18 protein-coding genes are annotated in these 19,805 nt (G+C 59.9%); 10 read left to right on the top strand and 8 right to left on the bottom strand.

The features are described 5' to 3' along the window. Window positions 1-21 precede the first annotated feature (21 nt). On the top strand, window positions 22-816 hold the full coding sequence (locus DCO57_RS08935; RefSeq protein WP_205756116.1) for an aminoglycoside phosphotransferase family protein: 795 nt from the start codon (window positions 22-24) through the stop codon (window positions 814-816). Window positions 817-831: 15 nt separating this feature from the next. On the opposite strand, the gene dnaQ is transcribed toward DCO57_RS08935, so the two are convergent. The 5 genes from dnaQ to DCO57_RS08960 form a co-directional block, all read right to left on the bottom strand. Next, window positions 832-1,545, bottom strand: coding sequence for a DNA polymerase III subunit epsilon (dnaQ, locus tag DCO57_RS08940; RefSeq protein ID WP_116698539.1), 714 nt, complete (start codon window positions 1,543-1,545; stop codon window positions 832-834). Between the two features lie 83 nt (window positions 1,546-1,628). Further along, window positions 1,629-2,216, bottom strand: coding sequence for a dephospho-CoA kinase (gene coaE, locus DCO57_RS08945; protein ID WP_116698540.1), 588 nt, complete (start codon window positions 2,214-2,216; stop codon window positions 1,629-1,631). Next, window positions 2,213-3,061 (bottom strand): shikimate dehydrogenase, encoded by an 849-nt coding sequence (locus tag DCO57_RS08950; protein WP_116698541.1) that lies wholly within the window; start codon window positions 3,059-3,061, stop codon window positions 2,213-2,215. The genes coaE and DCO57_RS08950 overlap by 4 nt, the downstream gene beginning before the upstream one ends. Further along, window positions 3,058-3,651, bottom strand: a complete 594-nt coding sequence (locus tag DCO57_RS08955) for a Maf-like protein (protein WP_116698655.1) — start codon at window positions 3,649-3,651, stop codon at window positions 3,058-3,060. Before DCO57_RS08955 ends, DCO57_RS08950 begins: the two co-directional genes overlap by 4 nt. A 29-nt stretch (window positions 3,652-3,680) precedes the next feature. Beyond that, window positions 3,681-4,529: a pyruvate, water dikinase regulatory protein gene (locus DCO57_RS08960; RefSeq protein WP_165814693.1), complete on the bottom strand. Its 849-nt coding sequence runs from the start codon at window positions 4,527-4,529 to the stop codon at window positions 3,681-3,683. 427 nt (window positions 4,530-4,956) lie between these two features. On the opposite strand from DCO57_RS08960, the gene hemE reads away from it, so the two are divergent. The 9 genes from hemE to DCO57_RS09005 all read left to right on the top strand — a co-directional run bounded on the left by hemE (window position 4,957) and on the right by DCO57_RS09005 (window position 15,222). After that, window positions 4,957-5,985, top strand: coding sequence for a uroporphyrinogen decarboxylase (gene hemE, locus DCO57_RS08965; protein WP_116698543.1), 1,029 nt, complete (start codon window positions 4,957-4,959; stop codon window positions 5,983-5,985). 5 nt (window positions 5,986-5,990) lie between these two features. After that, complete coding sequence (hemJ, locus tag DCO57_RS08970) at window positions 5,991-6,419, top strand: protoporphyrinogen oxidase HemJ (RefSeq protein ID WP_116698544.1); 429 nt, start codon at window positions 5,991-5,993, stop codon at window positions 6,417-6,419. Between the two features lie 301 nt (window positions 6,420-6,720). After that, window positions 6,721-7,986 carry a transcription termination factor Rho gene (rho, locus tag DCO57_RS08975; protein ID WP_116698545.1) on the top strand — a complete coding sequence of 422 codons (1,266 nt, stop codon included), beginning with the start codon at window positions 6,721-6,723 and terminating at the stop codon, window positions 7,984-7,986. Between the two features lie 21 nt (window positions 7,987-8,007). Continuing rightward, a complete protein-coding gene (locus DCO57_RS08980) occupies window positions 8,008-8,706 on the top strand; it encodes a GNAT family N-acetyltransferase (RefSeq protein WP_347876551.1) in 699 nt (232 codons plus the stop codon). Between the two features lie 460 nt (window positions 8,707-9,166). Further along, window positions 9,167-10,516: a tRNA uridine-5-carboxymethylaminomethyl(34) synthesis GTPase MnmE gene (gene mnmE / locus DCO57_RS08985; protein WP_116698657.1), complete on the top strand. Its 1,350-nt coding sequence runs from the start codon at window positions 9,167-9,169 to the stop codon at window positions 10,514-10,516. A 308-nt stretch (window positions 10,517-10,824) separates the two neighbouring features. Next, entirely contained in the window at window positions 10,825-12,711 is a 1,887-nt protein-coding gene (gene mnmG, locus DCO57_RS08990) for a tRNA uridine-5-carboxymethylaminomethyl(34) synthesis enzyme MnmG (RefSeq protein WP_116698546.1), read from the top strand. Window positions 12,712-12,782: 71 nt separating this feature from the next. Beyond that, window positions 12,783-13,367: a 16S rRNA (guanine(527)-N(7))-methyltransferase RsmG gene (rsmG, locus tag DCO57_RS08995; protein ID WP_244287917.1), complete on the top strand. Its 585-nt coding sequence runs from the start codon at window positions 12,783-12,785 to the stop codon at window positions 13,365-13,367. A gap of 20 nt (window positions 13,368-13,387) precedes the next feature. Beyond that, window positions 13,388-14,212, top strand: coding sequence for a ParA family protein (locus DCO57_RS09000; RefSeq protein ID WP_116698548.1), 825 nt, complete (start codon window positions 13,388-13,390; stop codon window positions 14,210-14,212). Window positions 14,213-14,316: 104 nt separating this feature from the next. Next, window positions 14,317-15,222: a ParB/RepB/Spo0J family partition protein gene (locus DCO57_RS09005; protein ID WP_116698549.1), complete on the top strand. Its 906-nt coding sequence runs from the start codon at window positions 14,317-14,319 to the stop codon at window positions 15,220-15,222. A gap of 223 nt (window positions 15,223-15,445) precedes the next feature. Here DCO57_RS09005 and holA read toward each other — a convergent pair whose 3' ends face one another. The 3 genes from holA to leuS form a co-directional block, all read right to left on the bottom strand. Beyond that, window positions 15,446-16,486, bottom strand: coding sequence for a DNA polymerase III subunit delta (holA, locus tag DCO57_RS09010; RefSeq protein ID WP_116698550.1), 1,041 nt, complete (start codon window positions 16,484-16,486; stop codon window positions 15,446-15,448). Between the two features lie 117 nt (window positions 16,487-16,603). Beyond that, window positions 16,604-17,179 carry a hypothetical protein gene (locus DCO57_RS09015; protein WP_208977862.1) on the bottom strand — a complete coding sequence of 192 codons (576 nt, stop codon included), beginning with the start codon at window positions 17,177-17,179 and terminating at the stop codon, window positions 16,604-16,606. Further along, window positions 17,166-19,787 (bottom strand): leucine--tRNA ligase, encoded by a 2,622-nt coding sequence (leuS, locus tag DCO57_RS09020; RefSeq protein WP_116698659.1) that lies wholly within the window; start codon window positions 19,785-19,787, stop codon window positions 17,166-17,168. Before leuS ends, DCO57_RS09015 begins: the two co-directional genes overlap by 14 nt. Between the last annotated feature and the right edge of the window lie 18 nt (window positions 19,788-19,805).

The raw sequence follows: 19,805 nt of genomic DNA on the forward strand, positions 1-19,805 counted from the left end.
GATGGGCGCAGGTGGCTGTCGTTGCTTCCTGATCTGGTTGCCGCCACATGCCGGCGCCTTGATCTGCAGATCTGCGGACCGCCGTTTCCCGGAGGCAGCGTTTCCTACGTGGTGCCCGTGAAACGGGCCGACGGGGAGGCTGTGCTGAAATGCCAGTTCATCGACCGGGAGTCCCGCCACGAGGCGGAGGCCCTCCTGGCCTGGAACGGTACGGGCGCCATCCGTCTGCTCGACCACGCAGCCGAAACAGGGGTTCTTCTGCTGGAGCGCTGCCGGCCGGGACGGTTTCTGGCCGATGACCCATGCGCCGACAAGCTCGGAGTCATGGCAGATCTTCTGCGCAAATTGCTGGTTCCGGCCGCAGGTCCCTTCAATTCCCTGAAAGACGAAGCGACACTCTGGATACACTCCCTGGACCGGGACTGGCGGCGGGCCGGCAAACCGTGCGAACACCGCCTGGTAGAGGCCGCCATCGATGCCCTTTCCGGCCTGACATCGCAGGAAACCGCCTGTGTTCTTCTTCATCAGGACCTTCACGGCCACAATGTGCTGGCAGCCGAACGGGCACCATGGCTGGCGATCGATCCGAAACCGCTGGTGGGGGATCCGGCCTTCTGCCTGAGCCCGATCGTGAGAAGTTTCGAATTCGGCCACTCGGAGGCAGAAGTGCTCTATCGGCTGGACCGGTTGTCCGGGGAACTGGATATCGATCGCGAGCGGGCGAGACTGTGGACCATCGGACAGACGATGGCCTGGGCTTTCAGCAGTTCCTGGTCATGGCGCCATTTTGACACTTCGCGCTGGCTGCTGGGGTAATACCGGCCGCGCGTGTCAGCTCTCGTATTTCGTCCAGATGGAATCGTCACCCATGCCCGCGATAAAGGCCTTGTGGGCTTCATATTCCGACCCGGACAGGAGCGGGGCTAGCGGCTCGGGACGACGCCTGGCGTTGAAGGGACCGAGTTCCCCCGCTTCCATGGTCATGCCCGAAGAAGATGTCTCCTCTTCCTCGAGCACCAGACCGAGTGCGGTCTGCCGTCCGCCGATCAGTTCCAGATAGACCTCGGCCAGGATTTCCGCATCGAGCAATGCGCCGTGCTTCACGCGCCTGGAGTTGTCGATGCCATATCGCGAACAGAGCGCGTCGAGGGAATTCGGCCCGCTCGGATGCTTGCGCCGGGCAATGTCCAGCGTATCGATCACCTGGCTTCCCGGAATCGGTCCCCGGCCGGCACGCTCCAGTTCCATGTTGATGAAACCCATGTCGAAGGCGGCATTGTGAATGACCAGCGTGCCGTCTCCGACAAATTCCAGAAATTCATCAACGATGTCGGGAAACAGCGGCTTGTCCGCCAGAAACTCCGCCGACAGACCGTGCACGCGGAACGCTTCTTCCGGCATGTCGCGCTGCGGGTTGATGTAGACGTGATAGGCGTTGCCTGTCGGAATGTGGTTGATGAGCTCCACACCGCCGATTTCAACCAGCCGATCGCCGCCGCGCGGATTGAGGCCCGTGGTTTCCGTATCGAAGGATATTTCACGCATGATTTCGCCTGCCTGTCTTTAAAATCCAGTGTGACGGCTGATCCCGGCGAAGCCAAGGACGCGGGAGGTGTTTTCCCCGTGCTTCAGCCGCAACCGGCCAGAGCCTTCAGAATTGCCCGCACGCCGCGCCGGGCCGGCTCCATGCCATGCCCGGTGTCGAGCAGAAAATGCGCACGCCGGCGTTTTTCGGCATCCGGCATCTGCTTTTGCAGGATCGAGTGGAACCGGTCCTCCGTCATGCCGGGCCGGGCAAGGACCCGCTGGCGCTGAATCCGTGCGTCGGCGGTCACGACAACGGCCACATCCACCCGGCGCATGCTGTCCGTCTCGAACAGCAAGGGAATATCCATCACGACAAGACGCCGCCTCGCGGCTCTTGCCTTTTCCAGAAACTCTTCCTCCACCTCGCGCACCAGCGGATGAACAATCGCTTCCAGCCGCTTCATGGCCTCCGGCTTGTCCAAAACCCGGGGCGACAGCAGTTTGCGGTCCACCTTGCCGTCGGTGACGGTGCCGGGAAAGGCGGCTTCGATCAACGGAGCAGCGCGGCCGCTGTAAAGGGCATGAACGGCAGCATCGGCGTCATGAACCGGCACGCCCTCCGCAGCGAACATCTTCGCGGTCACCGATTTTCCCATGCCGATCGAACCGGTCAGGCCCAGGCGGATCATGATCGTCCTCCCAGATCCTCAACGATCAGCGCGCGCAGGGCCTCATCCACCTGCGGGCGCACACCGAACCAGCGCTCGAATCCGGGAACCGCCTGATGGAGCAGCATGCCGAGGCCGTCAATGACGGGATTGCCGCGTTGTTCCGCCTGTTTCAGGAGATCGGTTTGCAACGGCACATAGACGATATCGGTCACCAGGGCGTCTTTCCGCAGGGGGGAGAGATCGATCCCGAGCGGCGGGTTGCCGGTCATGCCGAGAGAGGTGCTATTCACGAGGAAATCGGCTTCTTCAAGCAGGATCCCCAGATTATCCCAGCCATGCCCGATCGTTCCGGTTCCAAATTCAGCGGCGATTTTCCTGGCCTTTTCCGCTGTCCGGTTGACGATATGCACAGTTGTGAATTTCCGGGAAAGCAGCGCGAAGACAATTGCCCGCGCGGCACCTCCCGCACCCAGAACGACCGCTGTGCGGGAGGTGTCATCCCACCCTGGGGCACGCTGGTCGAGGTTTCCCAGAAATCCCGTCCAGTCCGTATTCGACCCGTGCAATGCGCCGTCATCATCCAGCCAGATGGTGTTGGCCGCCCCCATGACCCTGGCGGCTTCGTCCAGCCGGTCGCAGGCGGCGGCGGCGGTTTCCTTGTGCGGAACCGTGATATTGGCGCCGACCAGACCGCTTTGCGAAAAATTCCGGAAAAACCTGTCGGCCTCTTCGGGCGCCACATCCAGACATCCGTATTCACCGGCGATACCGTGCTTTTTCAACCAGTAGCCATGAATGAGCGGCGACCGGGAATGGGCAACAGGATGGCCGGTGACGGCGGCCTTTCTGGTGACTGCAGTCATGTTTCGATCACTTCCAGTGCGCGCAAGCGGGCCAGGAGAGGCAGCATCGGCAGGCCGAGGATGGTGAAATAATCGCCGTCAATCTTTTCGAAAAGCTGCACGCCAATGCCTTCTAGCTGATAGGCACCGACGCTTGAAAGAACGTCATCGCCGGCGGCGGCGAGGTAATGGCCGACAAACTGCGGTGTCAGGCCGCGCATGGTCAGACGGGCGGTGGAAACGTGGCGCCAGAGAGCTTCTCCATTGCGGGAAATCACCACCGCGGACAGGAGTTCGTGCGTCTTTCCGGAAAATGCCAGCAACTGACGGCGGGCGGCTTCCATGTTTTCGGGTTTCGTGCGCCGCTCGCCCTCGAAAGCCAGGATCTGATCCGCTCCGATCACAAGATCTCCGGGACGGCGGGCGCTGACATCATTCGCCTTCGCTTCGGCAAGAATGCCCGCCAGATCTTCCGGCGGGAACCCCGCTTTCAGAAGCGGGGCCTCAACGGCCCGTTCGTCCACATCGGCCGGATCGACCTCGATCCGCAGTCCGGCGTTTTTGAGCAGCTCGGCCCGGATGCTGCTGCCGCTCGCAAGTACAAGTGCCATGGAAGTCCTCTGCTGTGCGTTGCGGAAGCTCACCTTCCGTGGCTGTCTTCCCGCTCGGTCCGGTGGGTCTTGAAAAGAGTCATGATTTCCGCGGCTGTTTCCTCGACCGAACGCCGGGTGACGTCGATCAGCGGCCATTCGTTCTCGGTGCACAGTCTGCGGGTCATGTTGATCTCCTGGGAGATTTCCTTCCGGTCCACATAGGTGTCGTTATAGCCATCCGAATTCAGCGACAAGACCCGATTGCGGCGTATTTGCTGGATGCGCTCAACGGATGCGATCAGGCCGACGATCATCGGCCCTTTCAGCTTCTTCACGTGTTCCGGAAGGGGAATGCCTGGAACCAGCGGGACATTCGCCGCCTTGATGCCCCGATTGGCGAGATAGATACAGGTCGGGGTCTTGGAGGTTCTGGATATGCCGATGAGCACGATATCCGCGGATTCCAGATCGTCCCAGACCTGGCCGTCGTCATGCAACATGGTGTAATTGAGCGCTTCCATACGCCGGAAATACTCGGCGTCCAGTTCGTGCTGCCCGCCAATGCGGTGGGTCTGCGTCACATTCAGATAGGACTGGAAGACGGCAAAGACCGGGTCCAGGATATTGACGAAGGGAACACCGAGTTCGCGGCATTTGAGTTCCAGCCGCTTGGCGATGTCCACGTCAACGAGCGTGTAGAGCACGATGCCCGGTGCCTTCTCGATTTCGCTGATGACCCGGTCGAGCTGTTTCTGGGAGCGAACGAGCGGATAGACATGCTCGATTTCCTGAACATTTTCATACTGCACGGTGGCCGCACGCGCCACGGTCATGAGGGTTTCGCCGGTGGAGTCGGACACCAGATGCAAATGGAAATAGTGTCTCGACTTGTTCACGCTGTCATCCCCAGGGCTGTTGATGAATTGGGGCAAAGCCCATTCGGCCTCTGCCTAGCACGAAGTTTATGCCCGCTCAGCATGATTTATTAACAAAACCTAAACGCGGGCAAACCGATCCCGAAACGGTTCCCGGTGAATGTGGATTCACAGGAACTCTGTGACATATCGACAGATTGTCCACTAGCGCCCAATTTCCTAACGAAAGGTTAACACCTGTTTAAGTATCTGTAATTTAACTGATAATCGTTTTATCGACTCTTGGGGAGAGATTCAGCTAAACAAGGGGCCGGATTTATCCCGGCGAGAAATTCAAGCGGACGGATTGTGGATAGAAATTGATCCCTGTAATCCACGCTCAAACAATAAAAACAGATTCAAATAAAGACTCTTTATTAGAATCGAAAAGTGGGAAAGGCGCTGCCTCATGAAGTCTCAAGACAGAACCGTGATGAGGGTTCTCAAGGGCGAAAAGATCTGGCCACCTCCCGTCTGGATGATGCGGCAGGCCGGACGCTATCTGCCCGAATACCGGGAACTCAGGGCCAAGGCATCGAATTTCCTGGAGTTCTGCTATTCTCCGGATCTCACCACGGAAGCCACACTCCAGCCGATCCGCCGTTACGGTTTTGATGCAAGCATCCTGTTCTCGGACATCTTTGTCGTTCCGGACGCCATCGGATATCCGGTTCGTTTTGAAGAAGGGCGTGGTCCTGTGCTGGAACCGCTGTCTTCCAGTCTCATAGACCGGCTGGAACAGGAACGGGCCGAGGATCATCTCAAACCCGTCATCGAGACGGTTTCCCGCCTTCGGGCAGAGCTGCCTGAGGAAACGACGCTACTCGGCTTCTGCGGCGCTCCCTGGACGGTTGCTTGCTATTCGGTTGCCGGACACACCACCCCGGACCAGGTCGCCGCGCGAGTGGGCGCCTATCGCGATCCGGATCTGATGCAGCGTTTCATCGACGAACTGGTTACCGCTTCCATCCGGTATCTTGTCCGGCAGCTGGACGCGGGTGCGGACGCGGTACAGATCTTCGATACCTGGGCCGGGGTTCTGGACGATGCCGGGTTCCGGCGCTGGTCGATCGAACCGACCGGCCGAATCGTATCGGGCGTCAAGGCGGCGCGGCCGGATGCCACCATCATCGGATTTCCCAAGGCGTCCTCGGCCCGCATGAAAGCCTATATCGAGGGAACCGGTGTCGATGCGGTCGGTCTGGACTGGACGGCTCCCGACGAGCTTGCTCTGGACATCCAGAAACAGGTTCCCATCCAGGGCAATCTCGATCCCATGAGACTGGTCGCCGGCGGACGGGCTCTGGAAGAGGGCGTGGAACACATTCTCAGAACATTCGACAAGGGTCCGCTGATTTTCAACCTCGGCCACGGTGTGACACCGGATGCGGATCCTGAAAATGTGGCGCGCATGGTCGATCTGGTGAAGAAGGGTTAAGACGGATGGATCTCTTTCTCTGGATCAAATCGCTGCACGTCATTTCGATCATCGCCTGGATGGCGGGCATGCTCTATCTGCCGAGACTGTTCGTTTATCACGCCGAGGCGCAAACGGGATCCGTGCAGTCGGAGACCTTCAAGGTGATGGAACGGCGTCTGCTCAAGGGGATCATCAATCCCTCCATGATCGCCGCCTGGATTTTCGGGCTGTGGTTGGCCTATGAGCTGGATGCGTGGCGGGACGGCTGGTTTCATGCGAAGTTCACGCTGGTGATTGTCATGTCGGGCGTTCACGGCTATCTGAGCCGCTGCGTGAAGACCTTCGCTCGGGACGAGAACACCCGGTCACCGCGCTTCTACCGTTTCCTGAACGAAGTTCCGACAGTGCTGATGATCGGAATCGTGATCCTTGTGATCGGCAAACCTTTCTGAGGCAACGCGTGTGTGAAACGGATCGGCCGCCGTTTCGGCGGCCGCTTGCCGGCATGGCTGGAAGGACCGTATCGGGCCCGGAGAAATCGGCAGAAATCCGGGCTTGCGATTCATTCGAAAAGAACGTATCTTCCGGCCACTTCCAAACGGCGCTGTAGTTTGTTTTCAGTCACTCAGCAATCGCCGTACAATCTGGACACGTCTAAAAGTCTTTCAGATACATTCTGGCCGGGCGAACCCATGCGGCTCAGAACGACCTCCCAAACCATATCTCCATAACAACATCAAAGACCCCAATTCCATGCGGGAAATGAAACTTAAAGATCTAAAAGCAAAAACACCGACCGAGCTGCTTCAGACAGCTGAGGAGCTCGAAGTCGAAAACGCCAGCACCATGCGCAAGCAGGAGCTGATGTTCGCTATCCTGAAAAATCTGGCTGCCCAGGATGTGGAAATCGTCGGCGAAGGTGTCGTCGAGGTTCTGCAGGACGGATTCGGATTCCTCAGGTCTCCGGATGCGAACTATCTGCCGGGACCGGATGATATCTATGTCTCCCCCTCGCAGATCCGCCGCTTTTCCTTGCGGACGGGCGATACCGTCGAGGGCCAGATTCGCAGTCCGAAGGAAGGAGAGCGGTATTTCGCCCTTCTCAAGGTCAGCACGATCAATTTCGAAGATCCGGACAAGGCCCGGCACAAGGTTCATTTTGACAACCTGACGCCGCTTTATCCCGATGAACGTTTCCGGATGGAAATCGAAGATCCCACCAACAAGGATCTGTCTTCGCGTATCATCGATCTGGTGGCACCTCTCGGCAAGGGTCAGCGTGCGCTGATCACCGCGCCGCCGCGGACAGGTAAGACCGTCTTCCTGCAGAACATCGCCAGGTCGATCACCCGGAACCACCCGGAATGCTATCTGATCGTTCTTCTGATCGACGAGCGTCCGGAAGAAGTGACGGACATGCAGCGAACGGTTGACGGCGAAGTGGTGTCGTCCACATTCGACGAACCGGCGTCGCGGCACGTGCAGGTCGCGGAGATGGTGATCGAGAAGGCCAAGCGTCTGACCGAACATGGTCGGGATGTCGTCATCCTGCTGGATTCCATTACCCGTCTCGGCCGTGCGTACAATACGGTCGTGCCGTCATCGGGCAAGGTCCTGACCGGTGGTGTCGACGCCAACGCCCTGCAGCGGCCGAAGCGTTTCTTCGGGGCGGCCCGAAACATCGAAGAGGGCGGGTCGCTGACGATCATCGCGACCGCACTGATCGATACCGGCAGTCGCATGGACGAAGTCATCTTCGAGGAATTCAAGGGTACGGGTAACTCCGAAATCATCCTTGACCGGAAGATTTCCGACAAGCGTGTCTACCCGGCAATCGACATTCAGCGCTCCGGTACCCGGAAGGAAGAGCTGCTGGTTCCGCATGAACGTCTCAAGAAGACCTTCGTGCTGCGTCGTATCCTCAACCCCATGGGCACGGTCGATGCGATCGAGTTCCTGCTCGACAAGCTCAAGCAGACCAAGTCTAACGATGAATTCTTCGACAGCATGAATACCTGATCGGCAGCTGCCAGTCAGGAAATGGAAGGCGCGACCCGAACGGGTTCGCGCCTTTACTTTTTGGTAAGATTTGTTTCACGTGAATCAGCCATTTTGATTCGGAACCGTATTCATGGAATGGACATGCCCGTATTTCTGGAAACCGATCGATTGCTATTGCGGGCCTGGCGGGATGAAGACATCGATCCTTTCGCGGAGATATGTGCGGACCTGGAAGTCATGCGCTATTTTCCGGAACCGTTGTCGCGGGAAAAAAGCATATTGCTGATTTCCAGAAGCCGCGAAAAGCAGGAGCGCGACGGCTTCTGCATAGCGCCGGTGGAGCTGAAAGAGACAGGTGCCTTCCTGGGTTTTGTCGGCTTGAACCGTCCGGACTATCCGAAACCCCTGCCTTTCGATCCGTGTGTGGAGATAGGCTGGCGGTTGAAACAGTCGGCCTGGGGACAGGGCTACGCGAGTGAAGCTGCCCGGGCGTGGCTTCGATTCGGTTTTGAAACCATTGGTCTGGACGAGATCGTCGCCTTTACCATCCCGGATAACGCGCCCTCGCAGAATGTCATGCGACGTCTTGGCATGACGCGGGACCACGAAGGCGATTTCCTTCATCCCAGCATTCCGGAGCACCATCCTTTCGCGCCCCATATCCTCTATCGGCTGGGCCGCACCGCCTGGAATCGAAGCCCGGATGGGCGCGCGGGTGATGGTCCGGGATTCACGTGAAACATGATCCGTAAGCTCAGACAGCCGGGAGACGCAGGGAAGGCCACCGTTTTGAATCGGACCCGGTCCGAACCCTGGACGACGGACATCGGCCTTGTGCCTGTAAGGGCCCCTGATCCGGCTACCCTCGTCGCAGCGGCTGGATAGCTCCCTGCGGATAGGGCCGGAGGGAACCGCCCGGTGTTCATTTCTGTCGAGTTCATTCTTTTTTGGAAATCCGGAAGAAGACTTCCCGGGAACGGGAGTGGGCCATCGGTCGGGCTGTTCAGAGATTGATTCACGTGAAACAGAGATAGTCGCGGTTGCGATGTTTACCCATGTAGCGGCGGGGCATTTGATTCGCTGGCGGAACGGATCCGGCCGGTGTCTTTAAGTCGGTGGGCATAGTTGATAAAGAGGCAATCCGAATCCGGCCTGGCCGGAGAGGCAGGAAATGACCGGGTTCGTCGGAAGGGTACTCATGACAGATACGATCTATGCGCTCTCCAGCGGGGCTGTGCCCTCCGGCGTTGCGGTGATCCGGGTCTCGGGACCAGGGACCAGGGAGATCGTCCAGGCCCTGTGCGGGCGGCTGCCCCAGCCGCGCAAGGCGATGCTGACCCGTCTGCATGAACCGGGGACACAGGATGTGCTGGACGAGGCCCTGGTGCTTCTTTTCGAGGGCCCTGCGAGCTTCACGGGGGAGGATGTTGCCGAGTTCCAGTGCCATGGTGGCAGGGCCGTGGTGAGCGGCCTTCTCAGGGTTCTGGGATCCTTCGAGGCCTGCCGGCCGGCGGAACCCGGAGAGTTCACCCGCAGGGCGTTTCACCATGGCCGCATGGACCTGACGGAGGTTGAGGGCCTTGCCGATCTTATTGCCGCGGAAACGGAAGGCCAGCGCCGACAGGCCCTGCGCCAGATGGGAGGTGCGCTTGGCAGCCTTTATGAAGGGTGGCGCAAACGCCTGATCCACATGCGGGCGATGATCGAGGCGGACTTCGATTTCGCCGATGAAGAGGACGTTCCGGGCAGTGTTGCCGATGAAGTCTGGGCAGGGGCGCGGGAGCTTCAAACGGAAATCGCCGATCATCTGGCGCGCTCCAGGAGCGGAGAGCGTCTGCGATCCGGTCTTCAGGTCGTTCTGATGGGCGCTCCCAATGCCGGCAAGTCCAGCCTGCTGAACGGGATTGCCGGACGGGACGTGGCCATCGTTACCGAGGAAGCCGGGACAACCCGGGACGCTATCGAAGTGCATCTGGACCTGGGAGGCTATCCGGTCACACTGGTCGATACGGCCGGGTTGCGGGAGACGGAGGGAGTCGTCGAGCGGGAAGGGATTCGCAGGGCAGAAGAAAAAGGACGGGGGGCCGACCTGATCCTCTGGGCCATGGAGCCGGGCGGTCTTGCTGCGGATGATCCTGTCGCGGGTTTGCCGGAGGATCTGCGCAGCAATGTTCCTCTCTGGACGGTTCACACGAAGAGAGATCTTGAGACTCTTCCGAAACAAGACTCTTCCGGAACGATCGAGGAAATTGCCTGCTCTACCAGGAAACCGGATGGTCTGACCCCCCTTCTTCACCGCTTGACCCGTTTTGCCGAGGAAACGATTTCCGTTGGCGAAGCCCCTCTTGCGACCCGTGACCGGCACCGGCATTACCTTGAAGAATGCCTGGCCGGTCTGCAGGCGGCGGTGGAGGCGAAGCAACTGCCGGCCGAATTGCGGGCCGAGGATCTGCGCCGGGCAGCGGATGCCCTCGGTCGCATCACGGGGCGGATCGATGTGGAGGATCTGCTCGACGTGATCTTCCGGGATTTCTGTATCGGCAAGTGACCTGTTTCACGTGAATCATTCAGGCCAACTGGGGATCGATTCATATCCGGAACATGTTTCACGTGAATCCAATATGATGCATTTTGCGTGCCGCCGATTCATTGGTCCTGATGCTTTCCGGTGGCCGGATCCTTGCAGGGATTTCCGCTTTGACCTCGAAGGGTCTGGGTCTTATAAGTCTCGCGAATATGGGCCGGATGCACGGCCTGTGATAATCTGGCGCAAGGCGCCGGTAAGCGATCCAGAAAAACGATCCGGATATTGCGCGCGGCGGGTGCCGCCGAATTGCCTTGCAGGCGGTAGAGATCATGAGCGAGCAGAACCTGAAATTTGATGTGGTGGTCATCGGCGGCGGTCATGCGGGTTGCGAGGCGGCTGCGGCTGCGGCGCGGCTCGGTGCGGCGACGGCTCTTGTTACCCACCGCGCCGATACGATCGGTGTGATGTCCTGTAATCCGGCCATCGGCGGCTTGGGGAAGGGGCATCTGGTTCGCGAGATCGATGCGCTGGACGGACTCATGGGCCGTGTTGCCGACCAGGGCGGTATCCAGTTTCGTATGCTCAATCGCCGCAAGGGTCCAGCTGTGCGCGGTCCCCGGGCACAGGCCGACCGGAAGCTCTATCGCGAAGCCATGCAGCGGGAGATTGCTGCCATCGCCAATCTGACGGTGGTGGAAGGTGAGGCGCACAGGATCCGTTTTGACGGCGGAGATGAAGAGCGCAGCGTCGCCGGTATCGAGCTGAGCGACGGGCGCGGCATCTCCTGTGCGGCCATTGTTCTCACGAGCGGCACCTTTCTGCGAGGTCTGATCCATATCGGTGACAGGAAGATTCCTGCTGGCCGGTCCGGTGAGGCGCCGGCCATGGGATTGTCGGACTCGCTTGAAGAGATCGGCTTCGAGCTTGGCCGGCTGAAAACCGGGACACCAGCCCGTCTCGACGGCCGGACGATTCACTGGGACCGGCTGGAGGAGCAGCCCGGCGACGACGATCCCGTGCCTTTCTCCACGCTGACGGACAGGATCACGACGCCGCAGATCCCGTGTCACATCACCCGGACCACGCCGGAAACCCATCGTATCATCCGGGAGAACCTCTCCCGGTCGGCAATGTACTCCGGCGATATCAAGGGCCGTGGCCCGCGCTATTGCCCGTCGATCGAAGACAAGATCGTCCGGTTCGGGGACCGGGACGGTCATCAGATTTTCCTTGAGCCGGAGGGTCTGGACGATCACACGGTCTATCCCAACGGCATATCAACCTCGCTGCCCGAGGATGCGCAGATCGCCTTTCTGAAGACCATTCCCGGTCTGGAGGATGTGGTTGTTCTGCAGCCGGGCTATGCGATCGAATATGACCATGTGGATCCGCGCGAGTTGCGGCAGACTCTTGAGGCACGGCGTTGTGCGGGTCTTTATCTCGCAGGGCAGATCAACGGAACGACCGGCTACGAGGAAGCCGGGGCGCAGGGTCTGGTGGCAGGTCTCAATGCGGCCTTGCAGGTCGCGGGAAAGCCGGCTTTCGTAGTGGATCGTTCCCAGGGCTATATCGGAGTGATGATCGACGACCTGGTTACCCGGGGCATCACCGAGCCCTACAGGATGTTTACCTCCCGGGCGGAGTACCGTTTGTCTCTGCGCGCCGACAATGCTGATCAGCGGCTGACGCCGTTGGGTATGGATCTGGGGTGCGTATCTCCAGCCCGGCGCAGGTCCTTTGAGGCCAAGCTGGCGCGCATCGCCCATACGCGGGAATTGCTGGAGCGCCTGTCCGTAACGCCTTCCGAAGCACAGAAGAGGGGACTGCCGGTCAATCAGGACGGTATTCGCCGGTCGGCTTTCGATCTGCTCTCCTATCCGAATGTGACCTTCGACGCGCTGACAATGGTCTGGCCGGAGCTCAAGGAGATTGATCCGGCGATCGCCGAGCAGGTGGCGACCGATGCGCTTTACGCGGTCTATCTCGATCGGCAGAAGGCGGATATCGATGCCCTCAAGCGCGATGAAGCCCTGCAGATCCCGGATGGTTTCGATTACGAAGCAATTTCCAGCCTGTCCAATGAAGTGCGTCAGAAGCTGCTGGATGTCCGTCCGGCTACCCTTGGCCAGGCCTCGCGCATGGACGGGATGACGCCGGCCGCGCTGACCCTGATCCTGTCGTATCTGAAACGGAACGGTCAGCGGGGAGCTGCGTGATGACCCGGTCCGCGGTGTTGAATGCCTCTGGAAAGGTTGTGCATAAATATGGGGATGTTTCACGTGAAACGTTGGAACGTCTGCAGGTCTATGTGGATCTGGTTCTCAAGTGGCAACCCGCACAAAACCTGATTTCTCCATCGACGATCCCGGATATCTGGACCCGCCATGTGGTCGACAGTCTGCAGACCCAGTGGAGTTATCCAGAAGCCAGGGTCTGGGTGGATGTGGGCAGCGGCGCCGGCTTTCCGGGCGTGGTCACGGCGATCCTGCTGGCGGACGATCCAGAGGCCCATGTCCACATGATCGAGAGCAATCAGCGCAAGGCGGCCTTTCTGAGAACTGCCCTGCGAGAGACGGGGTCCAGGGGGACCGTGCATCCGGGCCGGATCGAATCGGTTGCGAAAGACTGGTCGCTGGGCAGGGTCGATGCGGTTTCGGCACGCGCGCTGGCGGCGCTGGATCCGCTTTTTCAACTTTGCGAACCGTTTACCCGGCAGGGTGCAAAGGCTGTTTTCCACAAAGGTCAGGATTTTAAGAGAGAAGTTAACGAAGCCTCTGCCCGTTGGGACTTCGATCTGGTAGAAAAGGTAAGTCTTGTCGATCCAATGAGCCGGATGCTTCTTTTTTCCAATATATCAGCCCGGCCTGAGTAGCCCAGGAAGGTGTGGTGGCAATGAACATGCTTCCCGAAACACCGCGCGTTCTCGCGCTTGCGAACCAGAAGGGCGGCGTGGGTAAAACCACGACGGCCATCAACCTCGGGACGGCGCTCGCCGCCATCGGGGAAAAGGTTCTGGTGATCGATCTCGATCCCCAGGGCAACGCGTCGACCGGGCTCGGTATCGAGCGGCGGGATCGTGGTCTGTCGACCTATGAGGTGCTGAGCGGCGACTGCTCGCTTGCGGAAGCCGTACGTGAAACCACCGTACAACGGCTTTGGGTTGCGCCGTCGACCATGGATCTTCTGGGGCTGGAACTTGAGATCGCGTCGACCAGCGACCGGGCCTTCCGGTTGCGGGCTGCGATCGAGTCGCTGACCAAGTCACGGCTGTTTCAGGAAATCGGCTTCAGCTATGTTCTCATCGATTGTCCGCCGTCCCTTAACCTCCTGACGATCAACGCCCTGTCCGCGTCGCATTCGATCCTGGTGCCGCTGCAGTGCGAATTCTTCGCGCTGGAAGGTCTCAGCCAGTTGCTCAGCACGGTGGAGCAGGTGAAGAACGCCCTCAATCCGGAGCTGAGCATTCATGGCATTGTCCTGACCATGTATGACAGCCGCAACAATCTTTCCAGCCAGGTGGTTGCCGATGTGCGCGAGACCATGGGCGATGCGGTTTACGATACAATCATCCCTCGGAACGTCCGCATTTCGGAAGCACCGTCCTACGGCAAACCGGCCCTGCTTTATGATCTGAAATGCGCAGGCAGCCAGGCCTATCTGCGCCTTGCCTCCGAGATCATTCAGCGTGAACGGGAGTTGCGGCGGGTTGCTGCCTGAGCCGGTTCGAATCGGAACCGAATTGTCGGAAAAGGTGCGTGACGGCTTCCTGGGAGGCTGTGACGTTATAAGATATTGATATATAAGAAGAAAAAAGGTGCGGTATGGCGGAAAAAGAGGTCAAGAACAAGCGTTTGGGCCGTGGACTTGCGGCCCTGATCGGAGATTCTGCTCCGGAAGCCGCGCCGCCGCCGGAAAAATTCATTCGTGATACGCGCAAGGTGCCGATCGAGCATATCGAACCGAATCCGCGTAACCCACGCAAGACCTTTACCGAGAAGGATCTTGCGGACCTTGCCGAATCCCTGAAGGCAAAGGGCATTGTCCAGCCGATCCTCGTGCGGCCGGCGGCAGGCAAGGCCGATCGCTTCGAGATTATCGCCGGGGAACGCCGCTGGCGGGCGGCGCAGCGTGCGGGCCTGCATGAGGCGCCGATCATCATCCGGGACGTCACCGACCAGGAAGCGCTTGAGCTTGCCATCATTGAAAACGTTCAGCGCGCCGACCTGAATCCGATCGAGGAAGCGATGGGCTACGAGCAGCTCACAGCCGATTTCAGCTACAGCCAGGGTGAGCTGGCAAAGGTGATCGGCAAGAGCCGCAGCCATGTCGCCAACACGATGCGTCTGCTCAAGCTTCCGAATTCGGTGAAGGACTATCTGGCCGAAGGACTTCTGACCGCCGGGCATGCGCGGGCCCTGATCACCGTGGAAGACCCCGCGGCGCTGGCCGAGCTGATCGTCGAGAAGGGCCTGACGGTTCGCGACGCGGAAAAGATCTCCCAGGATCCGGATGCGCTTTCCAGGATGAAGGGCGAAAAAACTCCCGGCGAGAAGCCGCAAAAGGATGCCGATACCAAGGCGCTGGAAAAACGCCTCAGCGACACGCTGGGTCTCAAGGTGAGTGTGGGTCACAAGCCGGGCAAGGAAACCGGCGACCTCAAAATCAAGTACACCTCTCTCGAACAGCTCGATGAGCTGTGCCGCAAACTCGGCGTCGAAACCCGTTAGGGACCAGACGCGCAAGGGTCTGCCATCGACCGCTTTTCCTGCATGTTTCTCAGGTGGGTCGGGGCAGGGTTTTGTTTCTTGCCGCCGAGCTGAATTGCGACCGGAAACAGGGGTATCGGCCCGTCATCGTGTCGGGAAAACGATACCGCTGAGAGAGAGACCGGGTGAAGTCGCGACAGCACGATGGCTCGGGGTCAGCGCCGGAGCCGGTCCGCGTGTGCCGTTATCGCCGCTGGTTGCGGGCCCTTGCAGCCCGCCCCAGCGTCAGCAGGGCTTCGGACAGCACAGGGACGCCGAGAGGATCGTTCAGGCGCGAGATCCTTGTGGCTTCTCCCAGGATACCCATCGCGCGCTCCAGATCCTTCAGGGACCAGATTCTGAGCTGCTGCGCGAAACCTGCCTTGCGCGTGAAGAAGACCGGCGGGCGCTGCGAATCGATGACCTGCTGGGCATTTTTGCCCTGGTCGATATCGATTCGCATCCGGTGCAATTGCTGAAAATGTTTCAGCGCCTGATTGGCGATCACCGAAGCCTTGGAACCGGCCTCGGCCAGACGTTCAAGCCCGTGATCGAGCAGGCCGAGGTTGCCCGAGGCGGCGGCATCGATGAGTTCGGATGTTTCAAAGGCCGAGGCGTCGCCGATAATGGCTTCGATATCCTCGCTCTCGATGCGGCCCTTGCCGAGGGTATAGAGGCAGAGTTTCTTGAGCTCACCGCGGCTGGCCATACGGTCGCCGCCCAGCAGGCTGTGCAGTGCCGATCGCGCCTCGCGGGTAATCGTCAGACCGGCTTCCCGTGTCTCCTCGTCGATCAACTGGTCGATGCCACGATCGTTGTCCGCATAGCAGGGCAGTGCGATGGCCCGCTTGTGCGTTTCGATGAGTTTCCGCAGGCCGACACCCTTCTTGATGTCGCCGGCCTCCAGAACGACGAGGGTCTGCCAGTCCTCGAGCTTGAGAACCGGGTCCACGGCCGGATTGAGGTTTTTCCCGCTGGCGTCCTTCACCCAGACGATCCGCCGTCCGCCGAAAAGCGGCACTGTCAGGACTTCGTCGATCAGTCGATTCGGATCCGAGCTGATGTCCGATGCGTCGATCTTGATGAGGTTGAAGGGGTCGTCATCGCCTTCGGTAGCCTTTTTCACCAGCCGGGCCGCGCGTTCGGAGACAAGCCCCGTGTCGGGACCGAAAATCAGCACGACACCGCCACTTGCGGGCGGATTGGCAAGGTATCGGTCGATTTCCCCGGCTTTCAGGACGGTCAAGACCGGTGGGCTCCTCAGTTGGCTGGTTTTCTCGACATCTCCGTGACCGGATGATCGCGGAGGATTGTTCGGCACTTCCAAACAGGCCGGTTCACGGGGCCCGGGTCGGCGTCCAACCTAGGACCGGCTGGCGAAATAGCCGGCGATCCGGGCCGCGATATCATCGGCAACCGCCTTTGCGACCCGTTCCTGCGCATTCCGATAGGCCCGCTGGTTGGCGAAACGCTGATCGGAAAAATCATAGGATGCGGATTTGAAGGCGCGGCCCGTCATGAGCGTTTCGTCGGAGTTGATATCGCTGAGAACAAAGGTCGTGTTCATCGTGGTGGTGTAGGCGGAGGGAACATCCGCGAACTGTTCGACACCGACTTCCGAATTTCCCACATCCATCAGGATCTTCAGGCGGTATCTCTTGGCCGGCGATCCCGCGCCGCGTTCAAACCGGTAGGTGAGTTCGTTGTAGAGGACGCGGGAGGCGTCCTCGTTGGCGAACTTGCTGTCGATGGAATCGAGATCGATCGCCGCCATCTCCGTGGTGACAGGCGAGGAGGTGGTGCCGAACTCACCCGTGCCGGAGCCGTAAAGGGGGCGTACCTGGCATGCACTCAAGGTCATGGCCAGTCCGAAGGCGGCGCAAAGGGCAACGCGGCGGAGCAGGTTGCTGCTCTCGAAGATGTTGTCAGACAACGACATTCACGATCCTTTGCGGTACCACGATGAGCTTCTTCGGCGAATTTCCGGCCAGTGCCTTCTGGACGATATCAAGCGCCAAGGTAGCCGCTTCGACCTCCTCTTTGGAAGCCTCTTTTGCAATGGTCAGTTCGCCGCGCCGCTTTCCGTTGATCTGGATCGGGTAGGTGACCGAATCCTCGACAAGAAGCGCCTCGTCCGCTTCCGGCCAGCCGGCTTCCGATATCAGGTTGTCGTGACCGAGGGCCGACCAGCATTCCTCCGCCAGATGCGGCATCATCGGTGCCATCATATGGACCAGAAAATCGGCTGCCTCACGGACCGCATATTCCATCGCGGTTTCGTCAATGCCGTCATGGAGAGCCTTGCCGATCGTGTTGACAAACTCGTAGAGCCTTGCCACCGCACGGTTGAACCCGAGGGACTCGAGATCGCCGGAAACCGCGGCCAGGGTCTTGTGGCTGGCGCGGCGCAGTTCCAGCGCCTTGCCGGCAACTTCAGGGGCCTTGCCACCGCGCGGTTCACTCTTTTCCGCTATGTCGCCGATCAGGCGCCAGACACGCTGCACGAAGCGCCAGGCACCCTGAACGCCGTCTTCCGTCCAGATGACATCGCGTTCCGGGGGACTGTCGGACAGCATGAACCAGCGGGCCGTATCGGCGCCGTAGGTGTCGATGATGTCGGTCGGGTCGACGGTGTTCTTTTTCGACTTCGACATCTTTTCGATCGAGCCGATGGCGACTTCATCGCCGCTTTCCAGCAGAACGGCCCGCCGTCCGCCGTCGGTATCCTCGATACGGATTTCGGCGGGGGAGACCCAGCGGCTGTTGGCGCCTTCTCCGAGACGATAGGTCTCGTGCGTGACCATGCCCTGGGTGAAAAGTCCCTTGAAAGGTTCCTTCAGGTCGAGCGCGCCGACCTTCTGCATCGCCCGGGTGAAAAAGCGGGAATAGAGCAGGTGCAGGATCGCGTGCTCGATGCCGCCGATATACTGGTCGACCGGCAGCCAGCCGTTGGCGGCCTCCGGGTCAGTCGGCTGGTCGCAGTCCGGGGCGGTGAAGCGGGCGAAATACCAGGAGGAATCCACGAAGGTATCCATGGTGTCGGTTTCGCGCTTCGCCGGCTTGCCGCATTTCGGGCAGGTGGTCTCTCGCCAGGTCGGATGGCGGTCGAGCGGATTGCCGGGCTTGTCGAAATTGATGTCTTCCGGCAGTTCGACCGGCAGGTTCTCGTCCTTTTCCGGAACAACCCCGCAATCGTCGCAGTGGATGATCGGGATCGGGCAGCCCCAGTAGCGCTGGCGCGAGATGCCCCAATCGCGCAGGCGGTAGTTCACCTGGCGTGCGGCCTGCGGGGCACCGTCCACCGTGACGGCCTCCAGCCTGGCGGCAATGGCTTCCTTGGCCTCGGGAATGGGCAGACCGTCCATGAAATCCGAATTGAAGATGGTGCCTTCATCGGTAAAGGCGTCGTCGCCGATCTCGAAAGTTGCCGGATCGGCCCCGTTCGGCAGGATGACCGGTTTGACCGGAAGGCCGTATTTGCGGGCAAAATCGAGGTCGCGCTGATCATGGGCCGGACAGGCGAAGATCGCACCGGTGCCGTAGTCCATCAGGATGAAGTTGGCGACATAGACCGGCAGCTCGATGGAGCTGTCGAGGGGATGCTTGACGCGAAGCCCGGTATCGATACCCTTTTTCTCTGCCTTTTCAATAGCTTCTTCGGAGGTTCCGACCCGGCGGCATTCCTCGATGAAGGCCTTGAGCTCCGGATTGTCCTCCGCGAGGCTCACCGAGATGGGGTGATCGGGGGAAAGACCCATGAAAGATGCGCCGAACAGGGTGTCCGGGCGCGTTGTGAAGATCTCGAGGGTCTTGTCGCCGGTCGGCGCCGGACGGGTGAACTCGAAGCGGATGCGCAGGCCTTCGGAGCGGCCGATCCAGTTCTTCTGCATCAGGCGGACCTTGTCCGGCCAGCGGTCCAGAGAGTCGATGGCTTCCAGAAGCTCTTCCGAATAATCGGAAATGCGGAAGAACCACTGGGTCAGTTCACGCTGCTCGACAAGCGCGCCGGAACGCCATCCGCGCCCGTCGATCACCTGTTCGTTGGCGAGCACGGTCATGTCGACCGGGTCCCAGTTAACCTTGGCGTTCTTGCGGTAGACGAGCCCGGCTTCGAGAAATTTCAGGAAGAGCCGCTGCTGCTGGGTGTAATATCCGACATCGCAGGTCGCGAATTCCCGGCTCCAGTCGAGGGACAGACCCATGATCTTGAGCTGGTCGCGCATGGCGGCGATGTTTTCGTAAGTCCAGTCCTTCGGGTGGACCTTGTTCTGCATCGCGGCGTTTTCCGCCGGCATGCCGAAGGCATCCCAGCCCATCGGATGAAGAACGTTGAATCCCCTGGCGCGCTTGTAGCGGGCGACGACGTCGCCCATGGCATAGTTGCGCACATGGCCCATGTGAATACGGCCGGACGGATAGGGGAACATTTCCAGGACGTAATATTTTTCGCGCGGATCGTCATTGTGGGTGACGAAAACGTCCTTGTCGTTCCAGATCTTCTGCCAGCGCGCTTCCACTTCGCGCGCGTTATACCGTTCCGTTGCCATCAAATGCGCCGTCTGTTC

This window comes from Labrenzia sp. 011 (assembly GCF_003075075.1).
In the GTDB taxonomy this organism is placed as follows: domain Bacteria; phylum Pseudomonadota; class Alphaproteobacteria; order Rhizobiales; family Stappiaceae; genus Roseibium.

What these genes read in the sequence shown, in the direction of transcription:
- dnaQ (WP_116698539.1), bottom strand. Translation starts at nt 1,545, where the DNA reads ATGCGTGAAATATCCTTCGATACGGAAACCACGGGCCTCAATCCGCGC.
- coaE (WP_116698540.1), bottom strand. Translation starts at nt 2,216, where the DNA reads ATGATCCGCCTGGGCCTGACCGGTTCGATCGGCATGGGAAAATCGGTG.
- DCO57_RS08950 (WP_116698541.1), bottom strand. Translation starts at nt 3,061, where the DNA reads ATGACTGCAGTCACCAGAAAGGCCGCCGTCACCGGCCATCCTGTTGCC.
- DCO57_RS08955 (WP_116698655.1), bottom strand. Translation starts at nt 3,651, where the DNA reads ATGGCACTTGTACTTGCGAGCGGCAGCAGCATCCGGGCCGAGCTGCTC.
- hemE (WP_116698543.1), top strand. Translation starts at nt 4,957, where the DNA reads ATGAAGTCTCAAGACAGAACCGTGATGAGGGTTCTCAAGGGCGAAAAG.
- hemJ (WP_116698544.1), top strand. Translation starts at nt 5,991, where the DNA reads ATGGATCTCTTTCTCTGGATCAAATCGCTGCACGTCATTTCGATCATC.
- rho (WP_116698545.1), top strand. Translation starts at nt 6,721, where the DNA reads ATGCGGGAAATGAAACTTAAAGATCTAAAAGCAAAAACACCGACCGAG.
- DCO57_RS08980 (WP_347876551.1), top strand. Translation starts at nt 8,008, where the DNA reads ATGGAAGGCGCGACCCGAACGGGTTCGCGCCTTTACTTTTTGGTAAGA.
- mnmE (WP_116698657.1), top strand. Translation starts at nt 9,167, where the DNA reads ATGACAGATACGATCTATGCGCTCTCCAGCGGGGCTGTGCCCTCCGGC.
- mnmG (WP_116698546.1), top strand. Translation starts at nt 10,825, where the DNA reads ATGAGCGAGCAGAACCTGAAATTTGATGTGGTGGTCATCGGCGGCGGT.
- DCO57_RS09000 (WP_116698548.1), top strand. Translation starts at nt 13,388, where the DNA reads ATGAACATGCTTCCCGAAACACCGCGCGTTCTCGCGCTTGCGAACCAG.
- DCO57_RS09005 (WP_116698549.1), top strand. Translation starts at nt 14,317, where the DNA reads ATGGCGGAAAAAGAGGTCAAGAACAAGCGTTTGGGCCGTGGACTTGCG.
- DCO57_RS09015 (WP_208977862.1), bottom strand. Translation starts at nt 17,179, where the DNA reads ATGTCGTTGTCTGACAACATCTTCGAGAGCAGCAACCTGCTCCGCCGC.
- leuS (WP_116698659.1), bottom strand. Translation starts at nt 19,787, where the DNA reads ATGGCAACGGAACGGTATAACGCGCGCGAAGTGGAAGCGCGCTGGCAG.